Source organism: Streptomyces fodineus (genome assembly GCF_001735805.1).
GTDB classification, from domain to species: Bacteria; Actinomycetota; Actinomycetes; order Streptomycetales; family Streptomycetaceae; genus Streptomyces; species Streptomyces fodineus.
The window spans coordinates 2,081,317-2,102,882 of the sequence record NZ_CP017248.1; the positions used below are offsets into that span (position 1 = coordinate 2,081,317).

Genomic DNA, 21,566 nt, shown 5'->3' on the forward strand with positions numbered 1-21,566 from the left:
GCTGCGGGACGGGCTGGACGCGAACCGGTGGTCAGCCGGTGCCGTGCACGGCCTCCGCAGTGACCAGGCATTCCGCGAGGGCGATGTCGACGGCGGTGAGATCCGGTGCGTGGGAGGCGACGGGCGTCCACAGGTGGCGCAGTCCCCGTTCCAGACCGGCGGCGCGGGCGTCGCCGGCGGCGGCGAGCCTCGCGATCAGCGCGCAGCCCAGGGACAGTTGAGGGATCCGCAGCCAGGCTTCGCCCGATCCGTGCAGCTGGCCGGGGTCCCGTCCGCGGAAGGCCTGGGCCAGGTCGGGGTGTCCGTCGTCCAGGAAGATCGCTACGGCGTCCAGGCCGTCGCGGAACTCCTCGCGTGCGGCGTGGTACTGGAGGTCCTTGCGGGCGCGGAACGCCTGCCAGGCGGCGTCGGCACGGGTGTCGGGGTCCAGCAGGCCCCGCGGGACGACACGGGCACTGCGCCATACGGCCTGCTGCTGGAGTTCGGGGAGCTGGTCGAGGGCACGGGTCTGGGCGTCGAACCGGCCGACCACGCCACTCGGATCCACGTGCCCGGCCAGCAGGGCCGTGGCGGCGTTCCCCAGGAACTGGCCTACCTCGTCAAGGAGTTCTGCCTCCTCCGGGTACAACTCGCCGACGTCATAGGCGAGGCCGCCGGAGAGATACGGCAGCAGGGGGGCAGTGAGCAGCAGCGCGCACAGGGGCGCCTGCCGCCAGACGTGACGTACGGCGGCCGGGTCCGCCACCTCCCGTATCCGCAGGGCGGCGAGACCGCTGCCGGCGAGCACGGAGGCGAGTTCGCCGGAGCGCAGCGCGCTGTCGGCCGCTGCCGTGAGGGCGGTGGGCCCGGCGTCCGCGAGAACACTGCGGCACTCCGCCGGTGCCGTCTGCCTGGCTCCGCACGCCTGCAGGTCGCGTCCGCGGGCGGCCACGATCCACTGGTAGGGGATCACGTCGGTACCGCGCGGCAGCGCGCCGCGTCCGGCCAGGTACTCCGACACCCTGGCGCCGGTTCCATGGTCGACGGCGGACGTCCACGGGGACCGGCGCAGTACGAGGGTGTCGCGATCGCGCAGACGGGGCCATCCGGGAGCGATGGGTGTGGGGGCGCCCGCTTTCAGATGCACGATCAGGGGGCCGAGGGACCGCCAGGCCGAGGGCAGCGGGATACGGCCGCTCTGGTCGACCGTGGCCGTCAACGGCTGCTCCCACGGGGCGAAGACGGCGTACAGGCGGGCGGTCAGTTCGCCCGGGTGCCGCAGGCCCCGCAGCAGCAGTCCGCCGCCGCCGTCCGGTACGACGTCCTCCGCGATGGGCTGGGTGCGCACGGTCGCGACATGGACGCTCTCCCCCGCGACCAGCAGCCGTACCTCGGCTTTCACGCAGTCGCGTACGGTGTCCGCCAAGGCCGCCAGGGAGTACCGGAGGTCTCCTCTGCGCGTGCGGGTGCGGCGTTCCGGACGCAGGGTGTGCAGTGTCGTCCCCTCGACGACCAGTGCCAGCAAGGGGGTCACCGCCACCGCCTGTTCCGGCAGGCGGACGGTCAGGGCGCTCTCCCCGGCCAGGTCCGTCGCGTCGATGTCGAGCGGCCGGACGGACCACGTCTGGGGACTGCCGCCGAGTTCGAGACGGACCTCGGAGTGCGGGATGCGCGCCTCCACGGCGAACCGACGGACCCCGTCGCCCAGGACCAGCGTCTTGGCGATCTCGTACGGAGAGAACGCGACGACGTGCGCGGAGGCGGTGACCGGTCCGTCGGCGCCGAGGGTCAGCCGAGCGGGGGCCAGTCCTCCGTGCGGGGCGAGCAGACGCCACTCGGCGGTCGGTTCGGCCGTGATGCCCTTGGCAAGGAAGGCCGCCAGTCGGCGCCTGCGCCGGGAGCCGACGCGGTGGACGAGGATCTCGTACGGTCCCAGAAGCGGGCGGGGTACGTCCTGCCACGGGTCGAGGAGCGCCCCGGGGGCACCGGTGTGACGGGCGAGAGGCGCCTCGTGGCCGGGGCGGCGCACTTCGGCCTGCCAGAGTCGCGCGTCCGGCTCGCCGGCGCGCCGCGGGAGCCGGAGAGCGGGCGGACGGTGCCACACGGGTGACCCGTCGTCGCCCATGAGCCAGGGCAGCGTCGCACCGCCCTCCCAGCCGAGCGGCCGTCCGGCGGCGACGTCCAGCCAGCTTCCCGCGGCGGCGGCAGAGGCCCGTATCCGTGTCACCCCGGCCAGCGACACTCGGCTCAGGGTCCAGCCGTTCCAGCCGTACGGGGTGGGCAGTTCCACGACGCCGGGGTCGGTGCCCTCGGTCTGCAAGGTGCCCGCGTGCAGGAGGAAGATCTCGGCGGCGGGAAGGGGCTCGTCCGGGGGGATGCGGTGGCCGTCGGCGTCGAAGGCCAGCAGGGCGGTGTCCGGGTCCACGACGGCCGAGACGTGGGTGGCCCTCGTCGCGTCCGTCGCCTCGACGCGGCGCACGGGGCCGGGCAGCACCCAGTAGGGCGGCCGGACCGCGAACACCTCACCGTCGGCGGACAGCTGCCAGTCCCCCGCGTCCGGCTCGCCCGGCAGGGTCAGCAGCACGCTGCCCGCGCCGGGGCCGAGACGGAGCTCGGGGGAGGCGAGGCGCTGCGGGACGGGGCGACCGGATCGTCCGCCGCGGTCGGGACGGTCGGGGCGTGCCATGTCCAGCCCAGCGAGCGGGCGGCCTCGTGCGCGGCGCGACTCCATTCGCCGGCGCTCTCCGGAGCGGCTCCGTGTGCCCCCAGGTCGGGGCGTGCCGCGAGCACGCGCGCGTGTGCTTCGGCCACCAGGCACGGGAGTTCCGGACCGTCGGCCAGTGCCACGGTGTGGACCGCGCAGGCGGGCCAGCGTGCGAAGACCGTGTCGCGCGGGAGGTCGGAGTGGTCCGCGAGCAGCCGGTACGCCACGAGCGCCTCCAGGACGAGCGCGGTCCGTACGGCGGCGGCCGGTTCCAGTCCGCCGGCGGGCGGCTCCCCCGCCTCGCGCCAGGCCCGCTCGCAGTCGTCCAGCAACTGCGTGGGGTCAACCAGCATGTCCCGCCCCTCCCGACTCGGACGTACGCGATCTCGCCCGGGACCGACCATCGTCGTACGTTCTACCATTCGTTCACATAAGGAGTATGGGGAATCCGCAGGTGAACGGTGCGCTCTACCCGGGGCGTGACTGATTGTCAGTGGTGGGTGGTGCAATGCGAGATGGCTCGTCGCACCGCAGTACCGCACATGGGGGGGCACGCTGATGAGGACCGACATCGAGGCCGCGACGCAGGCCGTGCTGCACGAGGCACTGGTGACCGCCGCGGGGCCGCAGCGAACCCTGACTCCGGTGGCCTTGCGGGGGCTTCTGGTCGGCGTGGCCACCGCGGTGGCGGCCGAGGCGCTGGGCCGGGTGATGGCGGAGGGGGTCGCACTGCCTCCGGCCGCGGTGGCCGCGTTCGGTCTGGGAGGCGGTTCGACGGCACCGGTCGCGCCAGGACTTCCCCCGACCACGCGGACATTGAGCGACACACCGGGTGAACGCCAGGTACCAGCGGGGCCGGAGCCGGAGCCGGAACCACGCAGACCACCGCACTTCACTGTTGAGCTGCACCAGGACAGCAGGCTGGACCTTTCCGCGTTGACCGTGCGAGCGCTCGGTCCCGCTGTTCCCTCCGCCCCGCCTTCGCCGCGCCCCCGCCCCGAGCCCGTTGCCGAGTCCCCGGAGGAGGACGATTCCCCACGTCAAGCCGTGGGCGACTCTTTCACGCATTACCGCAAGGAGATCGGCAGGTTCCCGCTGCTGTCCCGGCAGCAGGAGGCGGAACTGGCCCAGGCCGTCGAGGCGGGACTGCTGGCTCGCGCGCGGTTGGACGAGGCTGGCAGGAAGCTCCATCCGAAGCTGCGGCGTGAGCTGGAACAGCTGGTCCGGCTCGGGGAAGTGGCGTTCACGGAGTTCGCCCAGGCGAACATGCGGCTGGTGGTGAGTATGGCCACCTGGTACACAGGGCGCGGTCTGGACCTCCTGGATCTGATCCAGGAGGGCAACCTCGGTCTGCTGCGCGCCATCGAGAAGTTCGACCACCTCAAGGGGCACAAGTTCTCGACGTACGCCGTCCCGTGGATCCGGCAGGCGATCACACGGGCCCTGGCGGACAAGGGCCGCACGATACGCATCCCCGTCCACGCGCACGAAACCCTGGCCGCGCTACGGAAGGCGGCACGGGAGTCGGGGTACGACTCACCCGCCGACGCTCTCCCCACGGTGGCCGCCCGCGCGGGTGTCACCGTCGACGAGGCGCACGACCTACTTGCCCGGGTCCGCCGAATACTCCCTCTGGAAAACCTGACCGAGTCCATCGGTGACGACGCCTTGCACGAAGAAGCGGACCGGAGCATTCAGGGCCCGCACTGGACCGAACCGGACTTCTACTACGGTGATCTGTCCCCGGAAGAAGTCCGTGAGCTGCTCGGCTGCCTCTCCGAACGAGAGCGCCAGGTGATGACCCTCCGGCTCGGACTCGACGACGGCCCCGAGCTCACCCTCGAAGCAATCGGAGCGGAGCTGAACCTCACCCGGGAGCGGATCCGCCAGATCGAGTCCAAGGCCTTGGCGAAGCTGCGAGGGCGGATCAACGAGAACCGCATCCGCGCCGCCCGTCCGGTCCGCGAGCCGTCGCGCGCCGTACCGAGCGACGTGGACGGGCCGCCCAGCGACACGGACGGGCCGCCCCCCGAGTTCGCCTCCGACGTCCCCTGTGTGCGCCGAAAGGTCTACAGGCCCGGAGGATTCATCGTGGTCGGCCATCAGAGGATTCACGTGGGCATGCAGTGGCATGCCAGGACCGTCACCGTCCAGGTGGCGGACAAATGGTTCCGGGTGATGCACGACGGGTGCGAGATCACGACCGTCCGTCGCCACCGCACGGGAGTCGGCAAGATCCATGGGGCTCCGGACTGAGGCGATGCCGGAGCCCCCCGCGCGGCGTCACGCCGCGAGGAACTCACTGGCCCGCCCGCTGTACGACACGTACAGCGCCTCCCGCGCCCGGGTGCAGGCGACGAACAGCAGGCACCGCTCGGCGGCCAGGTCGGTGGTGTGCTGGATGCGGTCCACCTCGGCCGGGGTGACGGCCGGCGCGAACGGGAAGGCGGACCGGCTGACCCCGGCAACGGCGACGCACCGGTACTCCAGCCCCTTCATGCTGTGCAGCGTCGACACCCGTACCCCGACCGCGCTCTCCGGTTCCCCGTCCCGCACCCGCACCACGGGGATGCCGGCCGCGGCGAGGCGGTCGCCGAGCTTGCCCGCCAGCATGTTGAAGCGGGCGCAGACCGCGATGTCCGAGGGCGCGACCGCGGCGTCCATCCATCCGCGCACCTGCCGGACGACGGCGTCGGCTTCCTCGTTCTCACTCCCGTGCCCCTCGCACACGGGCTGTGCGCCGTGCAGCAGCGAGCGGTATCCGGTGAGGGTGTCGTGGGCGTCGCCGGTCAGGTCGGCGACGGGCTCGCTGTCGAGCAGGCCGCGGGCCCAGCGCAGGATCTCCTCGGTGGAGCGGTAGTTGACGCGCAGTCGTCCGCTGCGTCCCGCGACGGAGATGCCGAGGGAGCGCAGCGAGACCCGGGCGTCGTAGATCCGCTGGTGCGGGTCGCCGGTGACGAACAGGTCGTCGGGGCCTTCGGGGGCCAGGACGCGCAGCAGCCGCCACTGCGCCGGGTGCAGGTCCTGCGCCTCGTCCACGACGACATGGTCGTACGACGGTCCCGCGCCCGGTTTGTCGCGCAGCAGCCGGGTGGCCTCGGCGCAGACCTGGAGCCAGGTGTGCGCCCGGTCACGAGCCAGGCCGTCCTCGAACAGGGTCACGGCCTGCCAGACGCGCCGCCGCTGGGTCTGCCCGAGCGCGCTGCCGCGTCCACGCCGCTCGCACGCCAGGTACTCGTCCTCGCTCCGCAGGTCCTGGGCGAGTATCACGTGCCGGTACTCCTGGGACAGGAACGCCTCGTTCCAGGGCAGTTCGAGGCGGCGGGCCACGCGCTGCCAGCGGGTCCGCTCGTCCCGGTCACCGAGTGCGGTCCCCGGGTTGCCGCGCAACTGCCGCACGACGCGGTGGGCGACGGCGTCGACGGTGGTGACGTCGACACGGGCGAGCAGCGCCGGGTCGTGGTCGAGCAGCAGGGCGAGGCTGCTCTGGAGGGAGCGAGCCAGGGCTCCGGTGTAGGTGGTGAGGAGGACGCGTGTGTCGGGTGACCGGTGCAGGAGGTGCTTGACCCGGTGCAGGGCGACGACCGTCTTTCCGGTGCCGGGGCCTCCGGTGATCTGGGCGGGACCGGCATAGGCGGGCCGGTAAGCGATGCGCCGCTGGGTGGGGTGGAGGAAGATCCGCCACGCGGCGAAGGGCTTGGTCAGGATGTCGGCGAGTTCGTCGGGGCCGGTGACGAGCGCGATGCGGCTGCGGGTGCGGGTGACGGCGGCGGCCAGGTCGTCCCCGGCGGTGTCCTCCCCCGCCGCGCCCTCGGCGACGGTCGTCTTCTGGCGTACGGCCACGAGGTCCCTGTAGATGTCGTCGGGGTCGAGGCCCTCGGCGAGCAGCCACAGCGCCTCGTACTGGTCCTCCGGCATCAGCGACCCGAACGCCTCCAGCTGCGCCTTGCCGGTGACGGTGCGTGCGGCGCGCAGGGTGACGTCGTCGACGCCGAGGTGCCGCAGGACGGTGTCCGACCAGGGGGCGAACAGGAGTGTGGGGGCCGCGGCGGCCTCCTGAGCGAAGAGCGGGGTGATCTGCTCCATGGCGGTCAGGTCACGTACTTCGAGGCAGCGGGTCACGGAGTTGACCGTGTAGAGCCGTCTGCGGGCCCAGGAGTAGGCCTTGTCGTGGGGGACGACGTGGACGAAGACGAAGAGGTCGCTGCCGTCGTCGGGCGCGAGCAGCACTATCCGCAGGCCGTCGTCGACGCGGATGGTCCGCATCCGCGGGTCGCGCGAGCTCACCACCGATTCCAGGTGCAGCCCCTTGTCCGCGTGGAGTTGCGGGACCGTCAGCTGCTGGAACTTGGCCATCGCCTTGTGGACGCGGGAGCGGGCCGGCTTGTCCAGCCGGTCGACGCCCTCCCAGAACGTGTTGGTGATCGCGATCTGCGGCATGTTCCCCACCCTTCGACAACACCGACCGACAGAGTATCCGTTGACTCAGTTTACGAAAACCTCCATGATTCGTCACAGGAGTGCCGCACGACACAGGGGCATCGCGAGCGCGGGGGTTGTTGGGGAGATGACACTGCTGGAACCGGATACGGACGGCCAACTCGCCCTGGAAGACGACTACGTGGACATCTTCGATCTGGCCGGTGACCCTCTGGACGCGGCCGTGGCCCGGCTGAAGGCGGGCGTGAAGCCGACCGCCGAGGACATCACCCCTGCTCACCGAGGCGGCCCGCACCGCGCAGCGCGCCTTCGAGGAGGTCGGCGCGGCGAACGACGTACTTGACGACGCCTCGGACCTGGGCGAGGACCTGACGACCGCACTCGCGGAGACCCTGCGGCGCCGGGCCCGGGTCGAGGTCCCGGCACTGCTCGGCGCCCTGCCGGCCCAGGCGGCGCGCGTCGAACGCTCCGAGGCCGTCCGTACGATCGCCAACCGCATCCTCGGCAACGATGGACCGGACGAGCCGGCCACTCTGGACTCCGTCCCCGCTCTCACCGCCGACCTGCTGCCCCGCGTGCCGTCCGTGTACGACGACGAGGAAGAGCTGGGCGCGAGCCTCGCCGACCTGTGGGAACGTCAGGAACGCCTGGAACGGGTTCAGGACCGGGTGCGCGGGGAGCGGGTGGAACAGGTCGCGGCGCACCTGGTCTCACTCACGGCACGGATCGTCGACCGAGCCTTCATGGAAGCCCGGTTCACCCGGGCGGCACTGGACGAGATGGACCGGGCCCACGCGCTGTGGTGCGCGTGCCTGGACGAGGGCTTGAAACGCCCCTGACTGTCAGCGGGAAGCCCTAAGGTCCTTCCCACGCGCTACGACCGAACCGATCACCGAGGGGGACGCCGTGCAGGCGAAGGAGACGCTGTTCGCCGATCTCGTCCAGGGCAGGGCACAGCAGTTCCAGGTGCCGCTCTATCAGCGGACTTACTCCTGGACGGAGAAGCAGCTCAGACAGTTGTGGACCGACATCCTGGAGCAGGCCGAGCTGCTGGAGTCCGGGGAGAAGGCGAGCACACACTTCCTGGGGTCCGTGGTGCTCGCGCCGTCGCCGCAGAACGAAGCGACGTTCCCCCGCTGGCTCGTCGTCGACGGTCAGCAGCGGCTGACCACGCTGTCGCTCGCCCTGGCCGCGATCCGCGACCACATAGCGGACGGCGAGCCCGACGAGGCCGAGCGCATCGACGAGGAATACCTCATCAACAAGCGCAAGAACGGCAGCGATCGCCTCCGGCTACTGCCGACCCAGGCTGACCGGGCGCAGTTCGCGGCATACGTTCGCGGGCCGCTCTCGGAGCAGGCCGCCGGCGGAGCCGTCGCCGCCGCCTACGGCTTCTTCCGCCGCAAGCTCGTCGAGGCCGCCGATCCGGCCGCCCCGCAGGACGTGCTCCGCATCGAGGAGGCCATCACCTCCCGGCTCACCTTGGTGGCGGTGACAGCCGAACGCGCGGACAACGTGCACCGCATCTTCGAGTCCCTCAACAACACCGGCCTCAAGCTGAGCCAGGCCGACCTGCTGCGCAACTACCTGTTCATGCGGCTGCCCACCCGCGGTGAGCACATCTACGAGACCTACTGGCTTCCGCTGCAGGACAGTCTGAGCAACGACGAGCTGGAACAGCTCATGTGGCTTCAGTTGGTGCTCGACGGGGACGACCGGGTTCGCCGCCAGGACCTGTACGCGGCTCAGCAGCAGCGCTTCGAGCGGGGTGAGGTCAGCGAGGCGGAGATCGAGGCGTACATCAAGGAGTTGTACCGGCGCGGCGCGCTCTTCCGTCGGCTGCTCCACCCCGAGAAGGAGGCGAACGAAGCGGTCCGCGCCCATCTGCACCGGCTGGACACCTGGCAGGCCCAGGTCACCTATCCCGCGCTGATGCTGCTACTCGACCGGCGTCAGCGCGGGGAGCTGGACTCTGCGGACACGGCCCGTGCGATGTCGTACATCGAGAGCTTCCTGGTGCGCCGGATGATGTGCCGGGTGCCGACGAACAACCTCAACAGGATCTTCCAGGCGGTGCCCGGGCAGCTCCCGCTGGACGTGGCTGTCGCCGACGGGCTGCACCAGCTCCTCTCCGCAGAGAACCGCTTCTGGCCCGATGACGACGAGCTGCGCGAGAAGGTCCGGACGGCGCCCTTCTACAAGTTCGGCCGCGGGCACCAGCGCAAGATGGTGCTCCAGCGGCTGGAGGAAAGCTACGAGCATCCCGAACCGGTCGACTTCGCCACCGCGCAGCTCACCATCGAGCATGTCATGCCGCAGTCGCCGGGCGACGAGTGGCTCCGGATGCTGAGCGAGGACGTGGTCGACGGCGAGAGCGCGGAGGACCTGCACTCCCGGCTTCAGCACACGCTTGGGAACCTGACGCTCACCGCGGTCAACTCGGAGCTGTCCAATCACCCATTCGAGCGCAAGCAGGGGCTGCTCCAGGGCAGCCATCTGGAGATGAACCGCCGCATCGCCACCACGGAGCGGTGGGGCGCGGACGAGATCCGCGCCCGTGCCGACGAACTCGCCGACCGCACGATCGCGCTGTGGCCGGCCCCGCTGCGCGGAGTCGGCCGAGCGGAGCGGAGCCGGGACTGGAACCTGGCGCACCAGGTGCTCGCCGCGCTCCCCCACGGCACCTGGACGTCGTACGGCGATCTCGCGGCCTTCATCGGCTCCGGCGCCCAGGCCGTGGGCAATCATCTGGCTAATACGCCAGGGGTGGCCAACGCGTACCGGGTGCTCACCTCCGAGGGCAAGGTCTCCGACGGCTTCCGCTGGGCGCCTCAGGACGCGGGAGGAGACGTCCGCGCCCGGCTGAGCGACGACGGCGTGCGCTTCACGGCCGGCGGGGCAGCCGATCCGGCGCAGCGCCTCTCCGCCGACGAGCTTGCGTCGCTGGTCAGCGAAGCCGACGACCCGGCCGACAGCGAGGAGGACACAACGCAGAGCGCCCCGGAGAGCCAGGGTGAGGAGACGGACGCCGACTCGTTCTACCTGCAGCTCGTGGCGGAGAACTCCCCCGAGAGGCGGTTCTTCCGTGAGCTCGCGGAGGACAATTCGCCGGGGACGGTGGAGGCGGTGCGCGGCCTCCTCGCACGCTGGGAAGAAATCGGCGGCACCGTATACCACCCCGGCGGCACGAAGGCCAGCGGCAGCGGTGCGATACTCACCCTGGAGGAGGCGGGCGCCCCAGACAGTGTGATCTCACCGATGGGCTTCACCCCTGGCTGCGGACTGGGCGGCACGGCCTATCTCGACTTCCAGTGGCTGGCGGTAACGGAGCCGTCCGCCCGCCCCGCCCTGCGTGCCGAATTCCTCCGGCTTCTCAATGAACTTGAAGGTATCGACCTTCAGGAGAGAGAGCCGGGCCGGGGACCGGCCCCCAGCTTCCCGCTGTCCGTTCTGGAGAAGGATCGCAACCGAGAGCTGCTCGTCGAGGCTCTGATGTGGGTCCGGGACCGCTGGGAAAGCCGGGACTGAGTCGGGGACCCAGGGGTACCAGTCGATCGTCACGAGTCGAAGAGCGCCCCCTGGCGGTCCGCCCCTCGCCAAGGGGCGCCAGCGAGGACCAATCCCCTCACCTCGGTCGCGCCCGCCTCCCACAACAGGCAGGCAGCGGCCTGCATCTGCTGACCGGTGGTGAACAGGTCGTCGAACAGCAGGACGGTGCGGTCCTGTACGCGCCGCTCGATGCGGATGGCCTTGGCCTGGGCGGCGGACGCGAGGCGTTTGCCGCGTCGCGCCCGGTTGCCTCAGGGCGACGAGTCCTCGGCCGCCGGGCCGGCGGCCTCATCGTGCCGCAGAGCGGGCTGTTCCGGCCGTCCCCGGAAGGCGGCTCCCTTGGCTGTCCGCGATTCGACGCGTTCCACGATGCGGTCGATGACCCGTTGAGGATCCTTCCACTTCAGCGCCAGCCGGTCGTGGTCCATCCCGTGTTCGGAGACGATGTCCCGCAGTTGTTCGAGGCCGAGCTCGCCCAGGCTCGAGCGGAGTCCCGCCTCTCCGGTCTCGGCGAACACCGCGAACGGGTCGATCACTCCCGGAGCTCGCCGGCTACGCCTCGGGCGTTCGGCCGGCCTAGACGCGGTCTGCGCATCGGAAGGCGTCAGCGCCTTGGCCAGTGCTCGGGCGAAGCGTGTCGTGCGTGCGGCTTCGGACGCCACCACGCCGAGGACACGCGCGAGCGTCGCCGCGAGCTCCGGGTCGGAGGCGCCAAGCTTGGTCAGGGCTTCTTCGGCCTCCCGCACCTGGGCATTCAGGAGACCATTGTCCTCGGGCCGACTGTCGCTCTGCTCGGTCACGCCTTCTCCTCGACCAGTTCGATGAACTCCTGCGTCATGCCGCGGAAAGCGTCGAACCCGCCCTGGTAGCCGTACTTCTGCCGCAGGGTACCGCGACCGACGAACTCCGCCGAACCGGCGATGTCGTTCTTCTCGGGGATGAAGGTCGGCAGCACGGCGGGGAGCTTCTTGTCGCCCTGAAGTCGCCTGACGGTGTTCCAGTGGACCGTCGAATTGGCCTTGTATTTCGTGATGACGATGCCGATCTCTTTGATGGTCTCCCCAAGGTCTTCCGCGAAGGCCCGCACACGCCGCTGGATCTGAGGGATTCCGTAGGTGGACAAGACATCAGGGATGGTCGGGATGATATATCCCTCGGAGATGCGCAGACCGTTCAGAGTGACGATTCCGAGGTTGGGAGGGCAGTCGACGAGCACGTAGTCGTAGTCATCGATGATCTTCCGGATCGCCTTGCGCAGGAGATCGGTGGGGTTGTTGGCGTGGAAACGCCCCCTGGGCATCGACGCCAGGCGATCCTGGACGTCGATGAGGTCCAGCGAAGAAGGCAGGAGGTCCACCTTCGTCACCGCATCCACCGAAGAGACATTGCGCTGGAGCGTCTTCTCCAGGTCGAACTCCAGAGGCTCGTCCTCGGGCCGCAGTGCGTCCTTGAACAGGGTCGCCAGGGTGTATCCCTCGTCGTTGAGCTCCTCCCACTTCTCCTCCCCGATCAGGACCGTGGTCAGATTGGTCTGCGGGTCGAGATCGACCACCAGGACCCGCTTGCGGAACTCCGCGGACAGGAACTCCGCGAGTCCGGCCGTGGTGGTGGTCTTCCCGACACCGCCCTTCAGGTTGATGGTCGAGATGACATGGGCTTTGGGGGCCATGTGCTTCTTCCTCCGTCTGAGGTAGCGCTGAATCTGACTCGCCCGGAAAACCGGCCCGCTCCGCAGGTCCGCGACGGGAGCGGGGAAGTGTTTGTCACGGGCGCGCCAATTTGCTACGACCGTCCGACCGACCCCCGCCATCTCCGCCACTTCGAACAGTCCGACGAGTTGGTCATCCGCCTCGGGCATGCCTTCCATGACATCTCCCCGTGAACGGTCTTCACGATTACCTGTTAAGCGTGAAGGCCGTTCACGATCAGCGTCAATCCCCAACTCCTGCGGGTAGGTGCATAGTTGTGTTCACGCGCCCCCGTTGAGCGCTGGTGCACGCCGGCCGCACTCCGCCCAGACTGTCTTGCCGCCGGGATGGTGTGGCTCGCATCCCCAGGCATCGGCAAGCGAGGCGACGAGGAGCAGGCCGCGCCCCGACTCTCCGTCCCCAACTCCGTCGCTGCCTCTGCCTGGTGCCGGTTCGGGCAGGCGGTCACCCCGGGCGTCCGTGACCTCGATGCGCAGGGTGCCGGCCGTGAGGGTCAGGGCGAGGCGGGCGTGGCGGCCCCGTACGCGGCCGTGCAGGGCGGCGTTCGCGGTGAGTTCCGCGATGAGGAGGGAGGCCGTGGCCGCGACCTCGTCGCCGGCCGTGACCTCCGGACAGTCGCGCTGGTCGGCGAGCCAGCGCTCGGCTGCGCGGCGGGCGGTGTGGGCGCCGTGTCTGCTGGTGGGGAACGCGAGGCGGAAATGGTGGGTGGTGGCGGTCGGTTCACCGGTGACGGTGACGGTTTGCTGGATCACCTCACCGAGAGTGACGGAGTGCTTCTACCGTGTGGAGGGTGTGGGGCGGTACGGAGGGTGACTGTCCCGGTGTGGAGGGCGGGATGTCCGGGCGTACGGCCGTGACCTGGCCGGACGTCCGGCGGTTCGTCCCTGGTGCGATGGAAGTGGGCGGTGGTACGGGATGGCGGCACAGGCGGGCGGTTCGGGGGTTCCCACCGGCGGTGAAGCGGACGGTACGGACGAGGTGGCTGACCTGTTTCGGGCGCTCGGGCGGCAGATCAAGGTCGCGCGGGTACGGGCCGGGATGAGCCAGAAGGAGCTGGGCGACCGGCTCGGGTACGGGGAGGAGACCATCTCGTCCGTTGAGCGGGGGCGGCGGACTCCTCAGCCCGAACTGCTGTTCGCGGTCGATGAGTTGTTGGAGTGCGGGGGGCTGCTGGCTTCGGCTGCGGAGGATGTGGAGCGGGCGCGGGCGCGGCGCAGAGTGCGGCATCCGGAGTGGTTCAGGGATTATGCGCGGCTGGAGCGGGACGCGGTTGAGATCAACTTCTACAACAACCATGACATTCCGGGCCTGTTCCAGACCGAGCGGCGGACCCGTGCCCTGTACGAGATGCGCAAGCCGCTGCTGGATGAGGAGACGATCGAGCACCGGGTGATCTCTCGGATGGGCCGTCAGGAGATCCTTACCAGTTGGCCCCCGCCCATGATCAGCGCCGTCATCGAGGAGACGGTGTTGCGGCGCCCTCTTGGCGGGCAAGAAGTCCACGGGGAGCAGCTGGAGCAGCTACTCAAACTCGGGCGACTGCGCAATGTGGAGCTGCAAGTGATGCCGACCGACCGCAGCGAGCACGCGGGGATGGGTGGTGCGTTCGTGCTCCTCACACCCAAGGGGAAAGCACAGTTGGGATACACCGAAGCGCAGAACTCCAGCCGGTTGATCACGGACCCGGAGGAAGTCCGTATCCTGGCCGCACGGTACGGCAGCATCAGGGGACAAGCACTCACCATGCGTGAGTCCCTATCCCTGATCGAAACCTTGCTGGGGGAACGATGAACACTGCGGAACCCGCGCGACTTGTCTGGTTCAAGAGCAGCTACAGCGGCAACGAGGGCGGCGAATGCCTGGAGGTCTCCGCCGACGGGACCGCCGTCCGCGTACGGGACTCCAAGGAGCGGGGCGCCGGTCCACAGCTTGCCTTCACGCAGGATGCGTGGGCTGAGTTCGTCGCGGACCTCGGGCGGGATGGGTTCTGACCCACCCGCCCCAGGCTGCGGCGCTCAGGCCGCGTGACGCGGCCCCTTGCCCGGCGGCGGGTCCAGCACGGTTCGGTACTCGTCGCCAACCGCTCGCGCGTTCTCCATACGATCGTAGATGTCGAGGATGAGGTCCTTGGTTCGGTAAGTCCCCAGTAGGGCCTCCTCCCGCTTTCTGACCGTGGGGAACGTGTCCATCACGTACTCCACGTCCGCGTGGCTGAGTCCGTACACATGGAACAGTGCCGCGTCCAGCTCCGCACGGAGAAGTTCGCGGCGTGCGCCGTCCCACCGGAAGGGGGCACCCTCGTCTCTGTGGTGCCTGGCGAAGGGAGCCATGTCTTGGGATGTGTACGAGAGTTCCAACGAGCGTGAGGTAATCCAGCTCATCGCGTTACCGCCGAGCAGGCCATCCAACGCCGCGATTTCAATGCGTGTGGCGGCAGGGAGCTGGCGTAGCACGAAGTACTTCAGCGCGGTACCGGACAGCTTCTGCCTCGTCACGTAGTCGAAGACGAACGAGTTGAAGACCGAGAGAAGAACGGCAGCATCGTCGGGCGCGAAGGCCAGCAGGAACTTGTCCCCTACCCCGTAAGCGGGAAGCGCCGAACTGATCATGGTTCGGGTGTCGGTGGACCGAGCCACGTCACGCCACCCCAGAAGCCAGTTCTCGTACCACTTCTTGTCTGCCAGCCGCGTCTCCACCCCCGCCCACATGATCCGGTTCCCCTTCTTGTCCCGCTTGCCGGAGTCCACATCCTGCTCCGGCACCCAGTACCGGGGCAGCGGCGCGAAGTCGGGGTCGTCGTGCTGTTCCGGCGTCACGCGCGGGAGGGTGCCGACGTTGGCCTGGGCCTGAGTCTGGCCCTCGTACGTGCCGAGGCGGTGGTCGAAGTGGTGGAGCATCTTCGCCTCGTAGAGCGGGAGATAGCGGCGCGTCTTCCCCTCTTCATCGATGCGCGTGAAGACGTTGCCGGTCAACTGCCAGCCCTCGTCCACCAGTTCCTGCTTGCCCTTGAACAGGTGGGAGTCGGAGGCCATGTTGAACAGGCCTTGCCGGAAGGTCAGCCCCCACGGGTTGCTGCCGCCCCTGCCGTATTCGTCCGGCTCCTTGAGCAGAACCGGGACTCGGCTGTAGACGCCGAAGGTGATCTCCGCGTCGCGACGGGATTCGAACACCGGGAGGTTCCCGGTGTTCGGGTTGACCAGCAGGATCTCCTCCAGCGGCATGGTGAACCGGCGGGCAGGCAGGTCCTCCATGTACCAGGTCCCGAACGCGAAGGAAGCCTCCCGGACCTGCTCCTCCCGGCCAGTGACCGTGAGCAGACAGAAGCGCGTCGAATGGTGCACGTCCCGGCTCAGCACCCACGCCTCGTTCTTGAAGTCCAAGAACGACACCAGCCGCTTCGAGCGCACCAAGTCCGAGAAGAACGGTGCCGTCGTCGCGTCCGTGGCGATGCCCGTCTGCAGGACCAGTCCGAAGCGCCCTCGCGGCGCGATCCCGTGCGACGCCGCCTCCGCGAACAGCGGGTATGTGTTCAGCTTGCCGCGTGCGGCCAGCGGGAACCGGGCCGACCAGCGCGCGAGATGGGAAAAGCCGTCGGACAGCCGCTTGTCGGCGATGTACTCGGCGTACAGTTCCCGATCAGCCTCGTCCTCGCTCTCGGCGAGCCCGTCGATCAGGGCCTGACGTGCCGCCTGGTTCGGGGCGTTGGCGATCTTCGGAGCCACGGTGGCGAAGTACTCCTCGGTCTTGAACTCAAGGGTCTCCCACGGCGGATTCCCCAGCACACAACTGAACCCGCCCTTCCACCCGGTCCGCTCGTCCACCCCCGGCGCCTTCGCATTCGCCGGAACCCGGAACACCTCCGGGAACTCCAGGTGCCAGTGGAAGAACCGGTACTCCTCCCGCAGCCGCACGACCTCCTCCACGGTGCCGTGCGGCAGGCTCGCGCCGCCGTCCTCGGAGTGCAGGGTGAGCAGGGACTTCGTGGTCAGCGAGGGCGGAGTCGCTGTCTTCGTCTTCTTCCAGACGAACGCCGCGCACCACGCGTCGGCCAGCTCCAGCGCCCGGATGTAGTCCGGGGACGTGGTCAGCTCGCGGTACGCCTTGGCCTGGTTCTGGACGTCCTCCAGCTCCTCCGAGTCCGTCCCGGTGATCGCCGAGACCGTCTCGCCGAACGCCGAGTTGGACTCGGCAAGCACTTCCTCCTCCGCGAACAGGGCGTCCTGGTTCGCCCCGTGGCGCAGTGCGATCTTCCACGCGGTCCGCTCCGCCGCGTTGCGCTTCTTCAGGTCGGTGACGTGCTTCGAATCGTCGCCCTCAAGCGGCTTGAACGCATCGTCGGGCAGGCCCTCGGCCAGCAGCTTCGGCGTGGTGCCCAGCAACCCGTTGCCGTGCTTGATGTGGGCGTCGAGGAAGGTGAGCGGGCGGCCCGGCCTCATCGCCTCGATCCACAACGACACCTTGGCCAGCTCCACGGCCATCTCATTGAGGTCGACGCCGTACACGCACCGGGAGATGACGTCGCGCAGCGCGTGCCGTACGTCCTCGGCGCTCGGCTCGGGGTCGTCCGTGCGGATCTCGGCGAGGCGGCGGGCGATGCGGCGGGCGGCGGCGACCAGGAAGTGGCCGGAGCCGCAGGCGGGGTCGCACACCGTCAGGGCGAGCAGTGCGTCCTCGCGTTCCTTCTGCGTCGTACCGGAGCGGACGGCCTGGGCGATGACCGGGTCGAGGGTGGAGTCGAGGAGGCAGTCGATAAGCGGGGACGGGGTGTAGTAGGAGCCGGAGGTCTTGCGGTCGTTTCCGTCCAGCTTGGCCAGGACGTACTCGTTGCCCTCGCCGAGGCGCGGCTCCAGTTCGAGCAGGGACTCGTAGACCGAGCCGAGCTCGTCGGCGCCGAGGTGGCGGTAGTCGACCTTTCGGGGACGGCCGAGTTTGGCGTCGTACACCTCGGACAAGGCGCGTACGGCCTCGTACAGGGACTGGTTGGAAAGGCTGAGGCCGTCCAGGATCGCGTCCGTGGTAGTGGGCTCGAACAGGCCGCCCAGCGCCGGGAGTCCGAGTTCGGGGCGGCCGCCGGGCTTGCCGAGACCCTCGATGACCAGCCGCAGCGCCTGCCACTGGTCACCGTGCAGGGTGCCGGTGCGGCGGGCGACGCGGCGCAGGCGGGCCGTGGAGAAGTACTTCTCGTACGTGTCGCGGGCCTGCTCGGTGGCGTCGGGGTGCAGGAGCAGGTCTCGGTCCTCGGTGACGAAGAGGAACAGCAGGCGGTAGGCGAGGCGGAGCAGGGCGGGGTGGAGGTCGTCGCGGACGTTCTTGTCGCGGGTGCGCAGGGCGTCGCGGAGGTCCGCGTTGTCGGGGTGGGCGATCAGGCCCGTGCCGATCACGGTCAGGGCCTTCTCGACGCCCTTGCGGAGTTCCTTCAGAGCGCGGGTGCCGCTGTCGATGGCCTCGGTGCGCCACTTCTCCAGGGGGCAGGTCGCGGCCGGCTCGCCCTCGCCGCGGGGCTCGAAGCGGGTGCGGTGCAGCAGGCGCCACAGCAGGACGAAGTCGTCGGAGCGGTCGCCGTCGAAGATCGCCCGGAGGTCGAACTCGATGAACGCGGCGCCGGTGAGGGACGCGGACTCGCGCAGCAGGCGCAGCTGGCGGCCGTTGGAGAGGACGCCCCAGAGGGTGGAGTCCGCCGAGCGGTTGAGGTACTCCTGCACCATCGACTGGGGGGCCTGCTTGGCCAGTTCGGTGGTGCGCGTGTCGAGGGGAACGTTCCAGCCGGTGAGGTGGACGGGGATGTGCGCCCACTGGTGGCTGACCTCGAAGTCCTTCTCCTCGTCGCGGGAGGGCAGGCCGGGCGCGGGGACGGGGGCGAGGGCGCCGAAGCCGAGCTGCTCGAAGAGGGGCAGCAGCCAGCGTTCGGTGGTGACGCCGACCGCGTGCACGCCGGGGTCGGCGTCGGCGCCGTCGCGGACCAGGGCGTCCTGGTAGGCGGCCCACACGCCGCGCAGGTAGCCCCAGGAGCGCTCGGCGGCATCCCGTACCGAGTCGCCCTTGGCGTACAGGCGGTAGTCGGCGGGCTTGGAGCCGGTCTGCTCCTTGCCTTCCTTGATGCGGACCAGGAGGTCGTACGGCAGGAGGCCACCGACGGTGGCGACGGAGTCGGTCACGAGGGTCCTGGCGGTGCTCATGCGCCCACTCCCTGGGGAAACGTCGGGGCCGGGCGGTAGTGGTACACGCCCAGGATGTCCGGGTCGCCCTGGGGGACGACCTTCAGGCCCGCGAGACGGGCGCGGGAGGCGGTGCGGACCCTGCGGTGCGAGGCCTCCAGGACCCGGCCCAACTCGGCCGACTGCTCCCGTAGTTCGGGCATGATCGCGGGCAGGGCGGCCAGGATCTCGGCGATGTGCTCGGTGGCGAACTTGGGGTCGGTGTTCTGCGTCGCGCGGGCTTCGAGGAGAGCCACGGCCTCGTCCTCCGGCAGCCAGTCGGGGGCGTCGGGCCTGCCGCGGTAGGCGACCACGCGGGCATCCTCGGCGAGCTGCTCGCGCACCGAGCCGTCGCGGGCGGGCAGGTTCAGCTGGAAGCGGTGGCGCACGAGCAGGAGCGTGGTGTTCCGCTCCACGGCCTTCGTGCGGACGACTCCGCAGCGGCGGGCGGGGCGCTGCCACTCGGGTACCTTGCCGGCGTCGTCGAGGGCCGCGTCCAGGACGAAGCGGGCGACGGCGGCGACCACCGGGTCGGTGCGGGTGAGGGCGGCCTCGCCACGCGGGGCGCTGGGGGCGTCGTGGAAGACGACCGGGCGGGGATGGCGGGGGCCGAGCGCGTGGGAGACGGTGTCGCGCAGGCCCTGCGGGAGGGCGTCGGTGTGCGCGGTGAATCCGCCCTGCTTCGTCGCCGCGGGCATACCGCGCAGGGCGCCCAGGGCGCGGCGGGTGAAGTCCCGTACCTCCTCGCCGGTGCCGAGCGCGGCACGGATCTCGTCGACCTCGGCGGCCACCTCGTCCTTCTTGATGGTGAGCTGGGCGTAGCGGGAGCGGTAGCGCTTCTCCCGCTCGGCGGAGGACTGCCAGGCGATCTCCAGCTGCTCGGCCACCTCCTCCTGCGCGAACAGCCCTTCCTGCTCGTACGCCGACCGCTCGCCGCGCAGGATCAGACCCTCGAACACGGCCTGCATGGCGCTCTCGGACTCCTGCGGCACGGGCACGGAGATGCCGGTGACACGGCGGATGCGCTCGTGCTTGCGCAGCAGGACGTTGAGGACGATGCCGTCGACGGGGTTGTCGGCGCCGTACAGGGTGAGCGCCTTGACGACGTCGGTGCGCTGACCGAAGCGGTCGACGCGGCCCTCGCGCTGCTCGTGGCGGGTCGGGTTCCAGGCGAGGTCGTAGTGGAGGACCGCGTCGAAGGACTCCTGGAGGTTGACGCCCTCGGAGAGGCAGTCGGTGGCGACCAGGACGCGGCGCTCGGGCGCGGGATTGCCCTCCTCGTCGGTGCCGGTCAGCTCGGCGATGCGGGTGACTCGCTGGTCGGGTGAGAGTTCGCCGGTGACGGAGGCGACCGCGACCGGGTGTTCGGTGCCCTTCTTGTTGAGGATTTTCTTGAGGTGGTCGGCCACGTAGTCGGCGGTCGCGATGTAGCGGCAGAAGACGATGGGCCGGTAGCCCTGGTCGAGGAGGTCGGAGACGGTGGTGATCAGCTTCTTCAGTTTGGCGTCGCGGGTCGGGCCATAGAGCTTCTTGGCCGATTCGGCCATGGCGACCAGGCGGGCCTTCTCCTCGTCGTCGACCTCACTGTCGCCGTCGTCAGTGGTGGCTGCGGGCAGCCGTGTGCCCGGTACCGCGTCCGCGGACTCGGGGGTCTCGCTGTCGGCCGGGTCGGAGACGGTGCGCTCCCCAGTGCGGTCCGCCTCGGCGGGGGTGTCCGCCTCCTCGACGCCGGCACGCGTGTTCAGGGACTGCACGGCGGCGGCCGGAGAGGAGGACAGGGTGCGCAGCAGGGCGAGGGTGGACCACCAGCGCTGGCGCTGCTGCAGGGCACCGTCGGCCGCCCGTACGGTCTCACGGGCGTACGACAGGACCTCGTCGAGGAGCTTCTTGTAGTCGCGGTGCAGGGTGTAGGCGGTCTCGGCGGTGTCCCGGGAGGACGGGAAGTGCGCGCCGTCCTGGAAGTCCTCGCGGATGTCGGCGCGGCGGCGCTGCACGAAGAACTCGGCGAGCAGCCTGCGGCCCGCGTCGGTGTCGAGGGGGACGGCGGCCAGGCGGTCGTCGAGCAGACCGATCAGGCGGCGGAAGGGCTCTTCCTTACCGCTGTGCGGGGTGGCCGTGACCAGCAGGAGGTGGCGGTCGGTCCGGTCGGCGAGGGCTCGCAGCAGCGCGTACCGCTGCTGGGAGGAGCGGGCCGAAGCGCCGACCGTGGTGTCGGAGACGCAGGAGTGCGCCTCGTCGACGATCACCAGGTCGGGGCAGTGGCGCAGGAAGTCCTCGCGGTGGCGGGGGGACTTGATGAAGTCGGTGGAGACGACGTACGCGCCTTCCGGGCGGAACACCGACTGGCCGTACGGGGTCTCCCGCTCCAGACGGCCGATCGTGGACGGCAGCACGAGACGGGCGTCGACGCCGAACTTGCCGTACAGCTCGGCTCGCCACTGTTCGGCCAGGGCGGGCGAGCACAGCACGACCAGGCCTCGGGCGTCGCCCTGCGCCAGCAGCTCGGCGGCGATCAGCCCGGCCTCGACCGTCTTGCCGATACCGACGTCGTCGGCGATCAGCAGCCGGACGGTGTCCTGGCGCAGCGCCATCAGCAGCGGCACCAGCTGGTATGGGCGCGGGTCGACGGCGATCGAGGCGAGCGAACGGAAAGGGCCCGCGCCGGAGCGGAAGCCGATACGCAGGGCGGTGCGCAGCAGCCCGGCCGCCTGCTGGTCGCCCAGGTCGGAGGGGGTGGGCGGGGCGAAAGTAGCCTGGACCACGGTCTCCAGGCCGGGCAGGACGCCCGCGATGTCGTCGTCGGCGCCACCGAGCGGGCGCAGGACGAGCAGGTCGGGTGTGGAGTCGGGCAGCACGACCCACTCACGGCCCCGGGCGTGGACGAGGGAACCGACGGCGTACGGCCGGGTCGGCTGGGCGGCGGTGGTCATGCGGGCCTTCCGGGTCGGGGCGGTAGGGGTCGTTCGGGCGGGTCAGCCAGGGCGGCGGCCG

At 70.1% G+C, this 21,566-nt stretch carries 14 protein-coding genes; 6 read left to right on the top strand and 8 right to left on the bottom strand.

All coding sequences use genetic code 11. From position 1 onward, the window contains the following. Positions 1 to 31 precede the first annotated feature (31 nt). Together BFF78_RS08395 and BFF78_RS08400 are read right to left on the bottom strand one after the other, a co-directional pair. Positions 32 to 2,665, bottom strand: coding sequence for a hypothetical protein (locus BFF78_RS08395; RefSeq protein ID WP_069777705.1), 2,634 nt, complete (start codon positions 2,663 to 2,665; stop codon positions 32 to 34). After that, positions 2,554 to 3,036: a hypothetical protein gene (locus BFF78_RS08400; protein WP_069777706.1), complete on the bottom strand. Its 483-nt coding sequence runs from the start codon at positions 3,034 to 3,036 to the stop codon at positions 2,554 to 2,556. The genes BFF78_RS08395 and BFF78_RS08400 overlap by 112 nt, the downstream gene beginning before the upstream one ends. A gap of 205 nt (positions 3,037 to 3,241) precedes the next feature. On the opposite strand from BFF78_RS08400, the gene BFF78_RS08405 reads away from it, so the two are divergent. Further along, positions 3,242 to 4,939, top strand: coding sequence for a sigma-70 family RNA polymerase sigma factor (locus BFF78_RS08405; RefSeq protein WP_069777707.1), 1,698 nt, complete (start codon positions 3,242 to 3,244; stop codon positions 4,937 to 4,939). A gap of 27 nt (positions 4,940 to 4,966) precedes the next feature. On the opposite strand, the gene BFF78_RS08410 is transcribed toward BFF78_RS08405, so the two are convergent. Then, on the bottom strand, positions 4,967 to 7,123 hold the full coding sequence (locus BFF78_RS08410) for a UvrD-helicase domain-containing protein (protein WP_069777708.1): 2,157 nt from the start codon (positions 7,121 to 7,123) through the stop codon (positions 4,967 to 4,969). A 127-nt stretch (positions 7,124 to 7,250) separates the two neighbouring features. Here BFF78_RS08410 and BFF78_RS48045 point away from each other — a divergent pair, with 127 nt between their 5' ends. The 3 genes from BFF78_RS48045 (at position 7,251) to BFF78_RS08420 (ending at position 10,651) form a co-directional block, all read left to right on the top strand. Beyond that, positions 7,251 to 7,466 (top strand): hypothetical protein, encoded by a 216-nt coding sequence (locus tag BFF78_RS48045; protein WP_227025768.1) that lies wholly within the window; start codon positions 7,251 to 7,253, stop codon positions 7,464 to 7,466. Positions 7,467 to 7,698: 232 nt separating this feature from the next. Beyond that, complete coding sequence (locus BFF78_RS48050) at positions 7,699 to 7,962, top strand: hypothetical protein (RefSeq protein WP_227025769.1); 264 nt, start codon at positions 7,699 to 7,701, stop codon at positions 7,960 to 7,962. A 67-nt stretch (positions 7,963 to 8,029) separates the two neighbouring features. Further along, positions 8,030 to 10,651 carry a GmrSD restriction endonuclease domain-containing protein gene (locus BFF78_RS08420; RefSeq protein WP_069777709.1) on the top strand — a complete coding sequence of 874 codons (2,622 nt, stop codon included), beginning with the start codon at positions 8,030 to 8,032 and terminating at the stop codon, positions 10,649 to 10,651. A gap of 272 nt (positions 10,652 to 10,923) precedes the next feature. On the opposite strand, the gene BFF78_RS08425 is transcribed toward BFF78_RS08420, so the two are convergent. The 3 genes from BFF78_RS08425 to BFF78_RS08435 form a co-directional block, all read right to left on the bottom strand. After that, entirely contained in the window at positions 10,924 to 11,472 is a 549-nt protein-coding gene (locus tag BFF78_RS08425) for a hypothetical protein (RefSeq protein WP_069777710.1), read from the bottom strand. Continuing rightward, entirely contained in the window at positions 11,469 to 12,539 is a 1,071-nt protein-coding gene (locus BFF78_RS08430; RefSeq protein WP_227025770.1) for a ParA family protein, read from the bottom strand. The genes BFF78_RS08425 and BFF78_RS08430 overlap by 4 nt, the downstream gene beginning before the upstream one ends. A 102-nt stretch (positions 12,540 to 12,641) precedes the next feature. Beyond that, the gene (locus tag BFF78_RS08435; protein ID WP_069777712.1) at positions 12,642 to 13,133 is read right to left on the bottom strand and encodes an ATP-binding protein; all 492 of its coding nucleotides are present in this window, start codon (positions 13,131 to 13,133) and stop codon (positions 12,642 to 12,644) included. A 163-nt stretch (positions 13,134 to 13,296) separates the two neighbouring features. Between BFF78_RS08435 and BFF78_RS08440 the strand changes: the two genes are divergently transcribed. Next, positions 13,297 to 14,172, top strand: coding sequence for a helix-turn-helix domain-containing protein (locus BFF78_RS08440; RefSeq protein WP_069777713.1), 876 nt, complete (start codon positions 13,297 to 13,299; stop codon positions 14,170 to 14,172). Beyond that, positions 14,169 to 14,372: a DUF397 domain-containing protein gene (locus tag BFF78_RS08445; RefSeq protein ID WP_069777714.1), complete on the top strand. Its 204-nt coding sequence runs from the start codon at positions 14,169 to 14,171 to the stop codon at positions 14,370 to 14,372. Before BFF78_RS08440 ends, BFF78_RS08445 begins: the two co-directional genes overlap by 4 nt. Before the next feature lie 24 nt (positions 14,373 to 14,396). On the opposite strand, the gene BFF78_RS08450 is transcribed toward BFF78_RS08445, so the two are convergent. Beyond that, positions 14,397 to 18,557, bottom strand: coding sequence for an Eco57I restriction-modification methylase domain-containing protein (locus BFF78_RS08450; RefSeq protein WP_069777715.1), 4,161 nt, complete (start codon positions 18,555 to 18,557; stop codon positions 14,397 to 14,399). Beyond that, a complete protein-coding gene (locus BFF78_RS08455) occupies positions 18,554 to 21,505 on the bottom strand; it encodes a helicase-related protein (RefSeq protein ID WP_069777716.1) in 2,952 nt (983 codons plus the stop codon). The genes BFF78_RS08450 and BFF78_RS08455 overlap by 4 nt, the downstream gene beginning before the upstream one ends. Between the last annotated feature and the right edge of the window lie 61 nt (positions 21,506 to 21,566).

What these genes read in the sequence shown, in the direction of transcription:
- BFF78_RS08400 (WP_069777706.1), bottom strand. Translation starts at nt 3,036, where the DNA reads ATGCTGGTTGACCCCACGCAGTTGCTGGACGACTGCGAGCGGGCCTGG.
- BFF78_RS08395 (WP_069777705.1), bottom strand. Translation starts at nt 2,665, where the DNA reads ATGGCACGCCCCGACCGTCCCGACCGCGGCGGACGATCCGGTCGCCCC.
- BFF78_RS08445 (WP_069777714.1), top strand. Translation starts at nt 14,169, where the DNA reads ATGAACACTGCGGAACCCGCGCGACTTGTCTGGTTCAAGAGCAGCTAC.
- BFF78_RS08455 (WP_069777716.1), bottom strand. Translation starts at nt 21,505, where the DNA reads ATGACCACCGCCGCCCAGCCGACCCGGCCGTACGCCGTCGGTTCCCTC.
- BFF78_RS48045 (WP_227025768.1), top strand. Translation starts at nt 7,251, where the DNA reads ATGACACTGCTGGAACCGGATACGGACGGCCAACTCGCCCTGGAAGAC.
- BFF78_RS08405 (WP_069777707.1), top strand. Translation starts at nt 3,242, where the DNA reads ATGAGGACCGACATCGAGGCCGCGACGCAGGCCGTGCTGCACGAGGCA.
- BFF78_RS08430 (WP_227025770.1), bottom strand. Translation starts at nt 12,539, where the DNA reads ATGGAAGGCATGCCCGAGGCGGATGACCAACTCGTCGGACTGTTCGAA.
- BFF78_RS08450 (WP_069777715.1), bottom strand. Translation starts at nt 18,557, where the DNA reads ATGAGCACCGCCAGGACCCTCGTGACCGACTCCGTCGCCACCGTCGGT.
- BFF78_RS08410 (WP_069777708.1), bottom strand. Translation starts at nt 7,123, where the DNA reads ATGCCGCAGATCGCGATCACCAACACGTTCTGGGAGGGCGTCGACCGG.
- BFF78_RS08440 (WP_069777713.1), top strand. Translation starts at nt 13,297, where the DNA reads ATGGCGGCACAGGCGGGCGGTTCGGGGGTTCCCACCGGCGGTGAAGCG.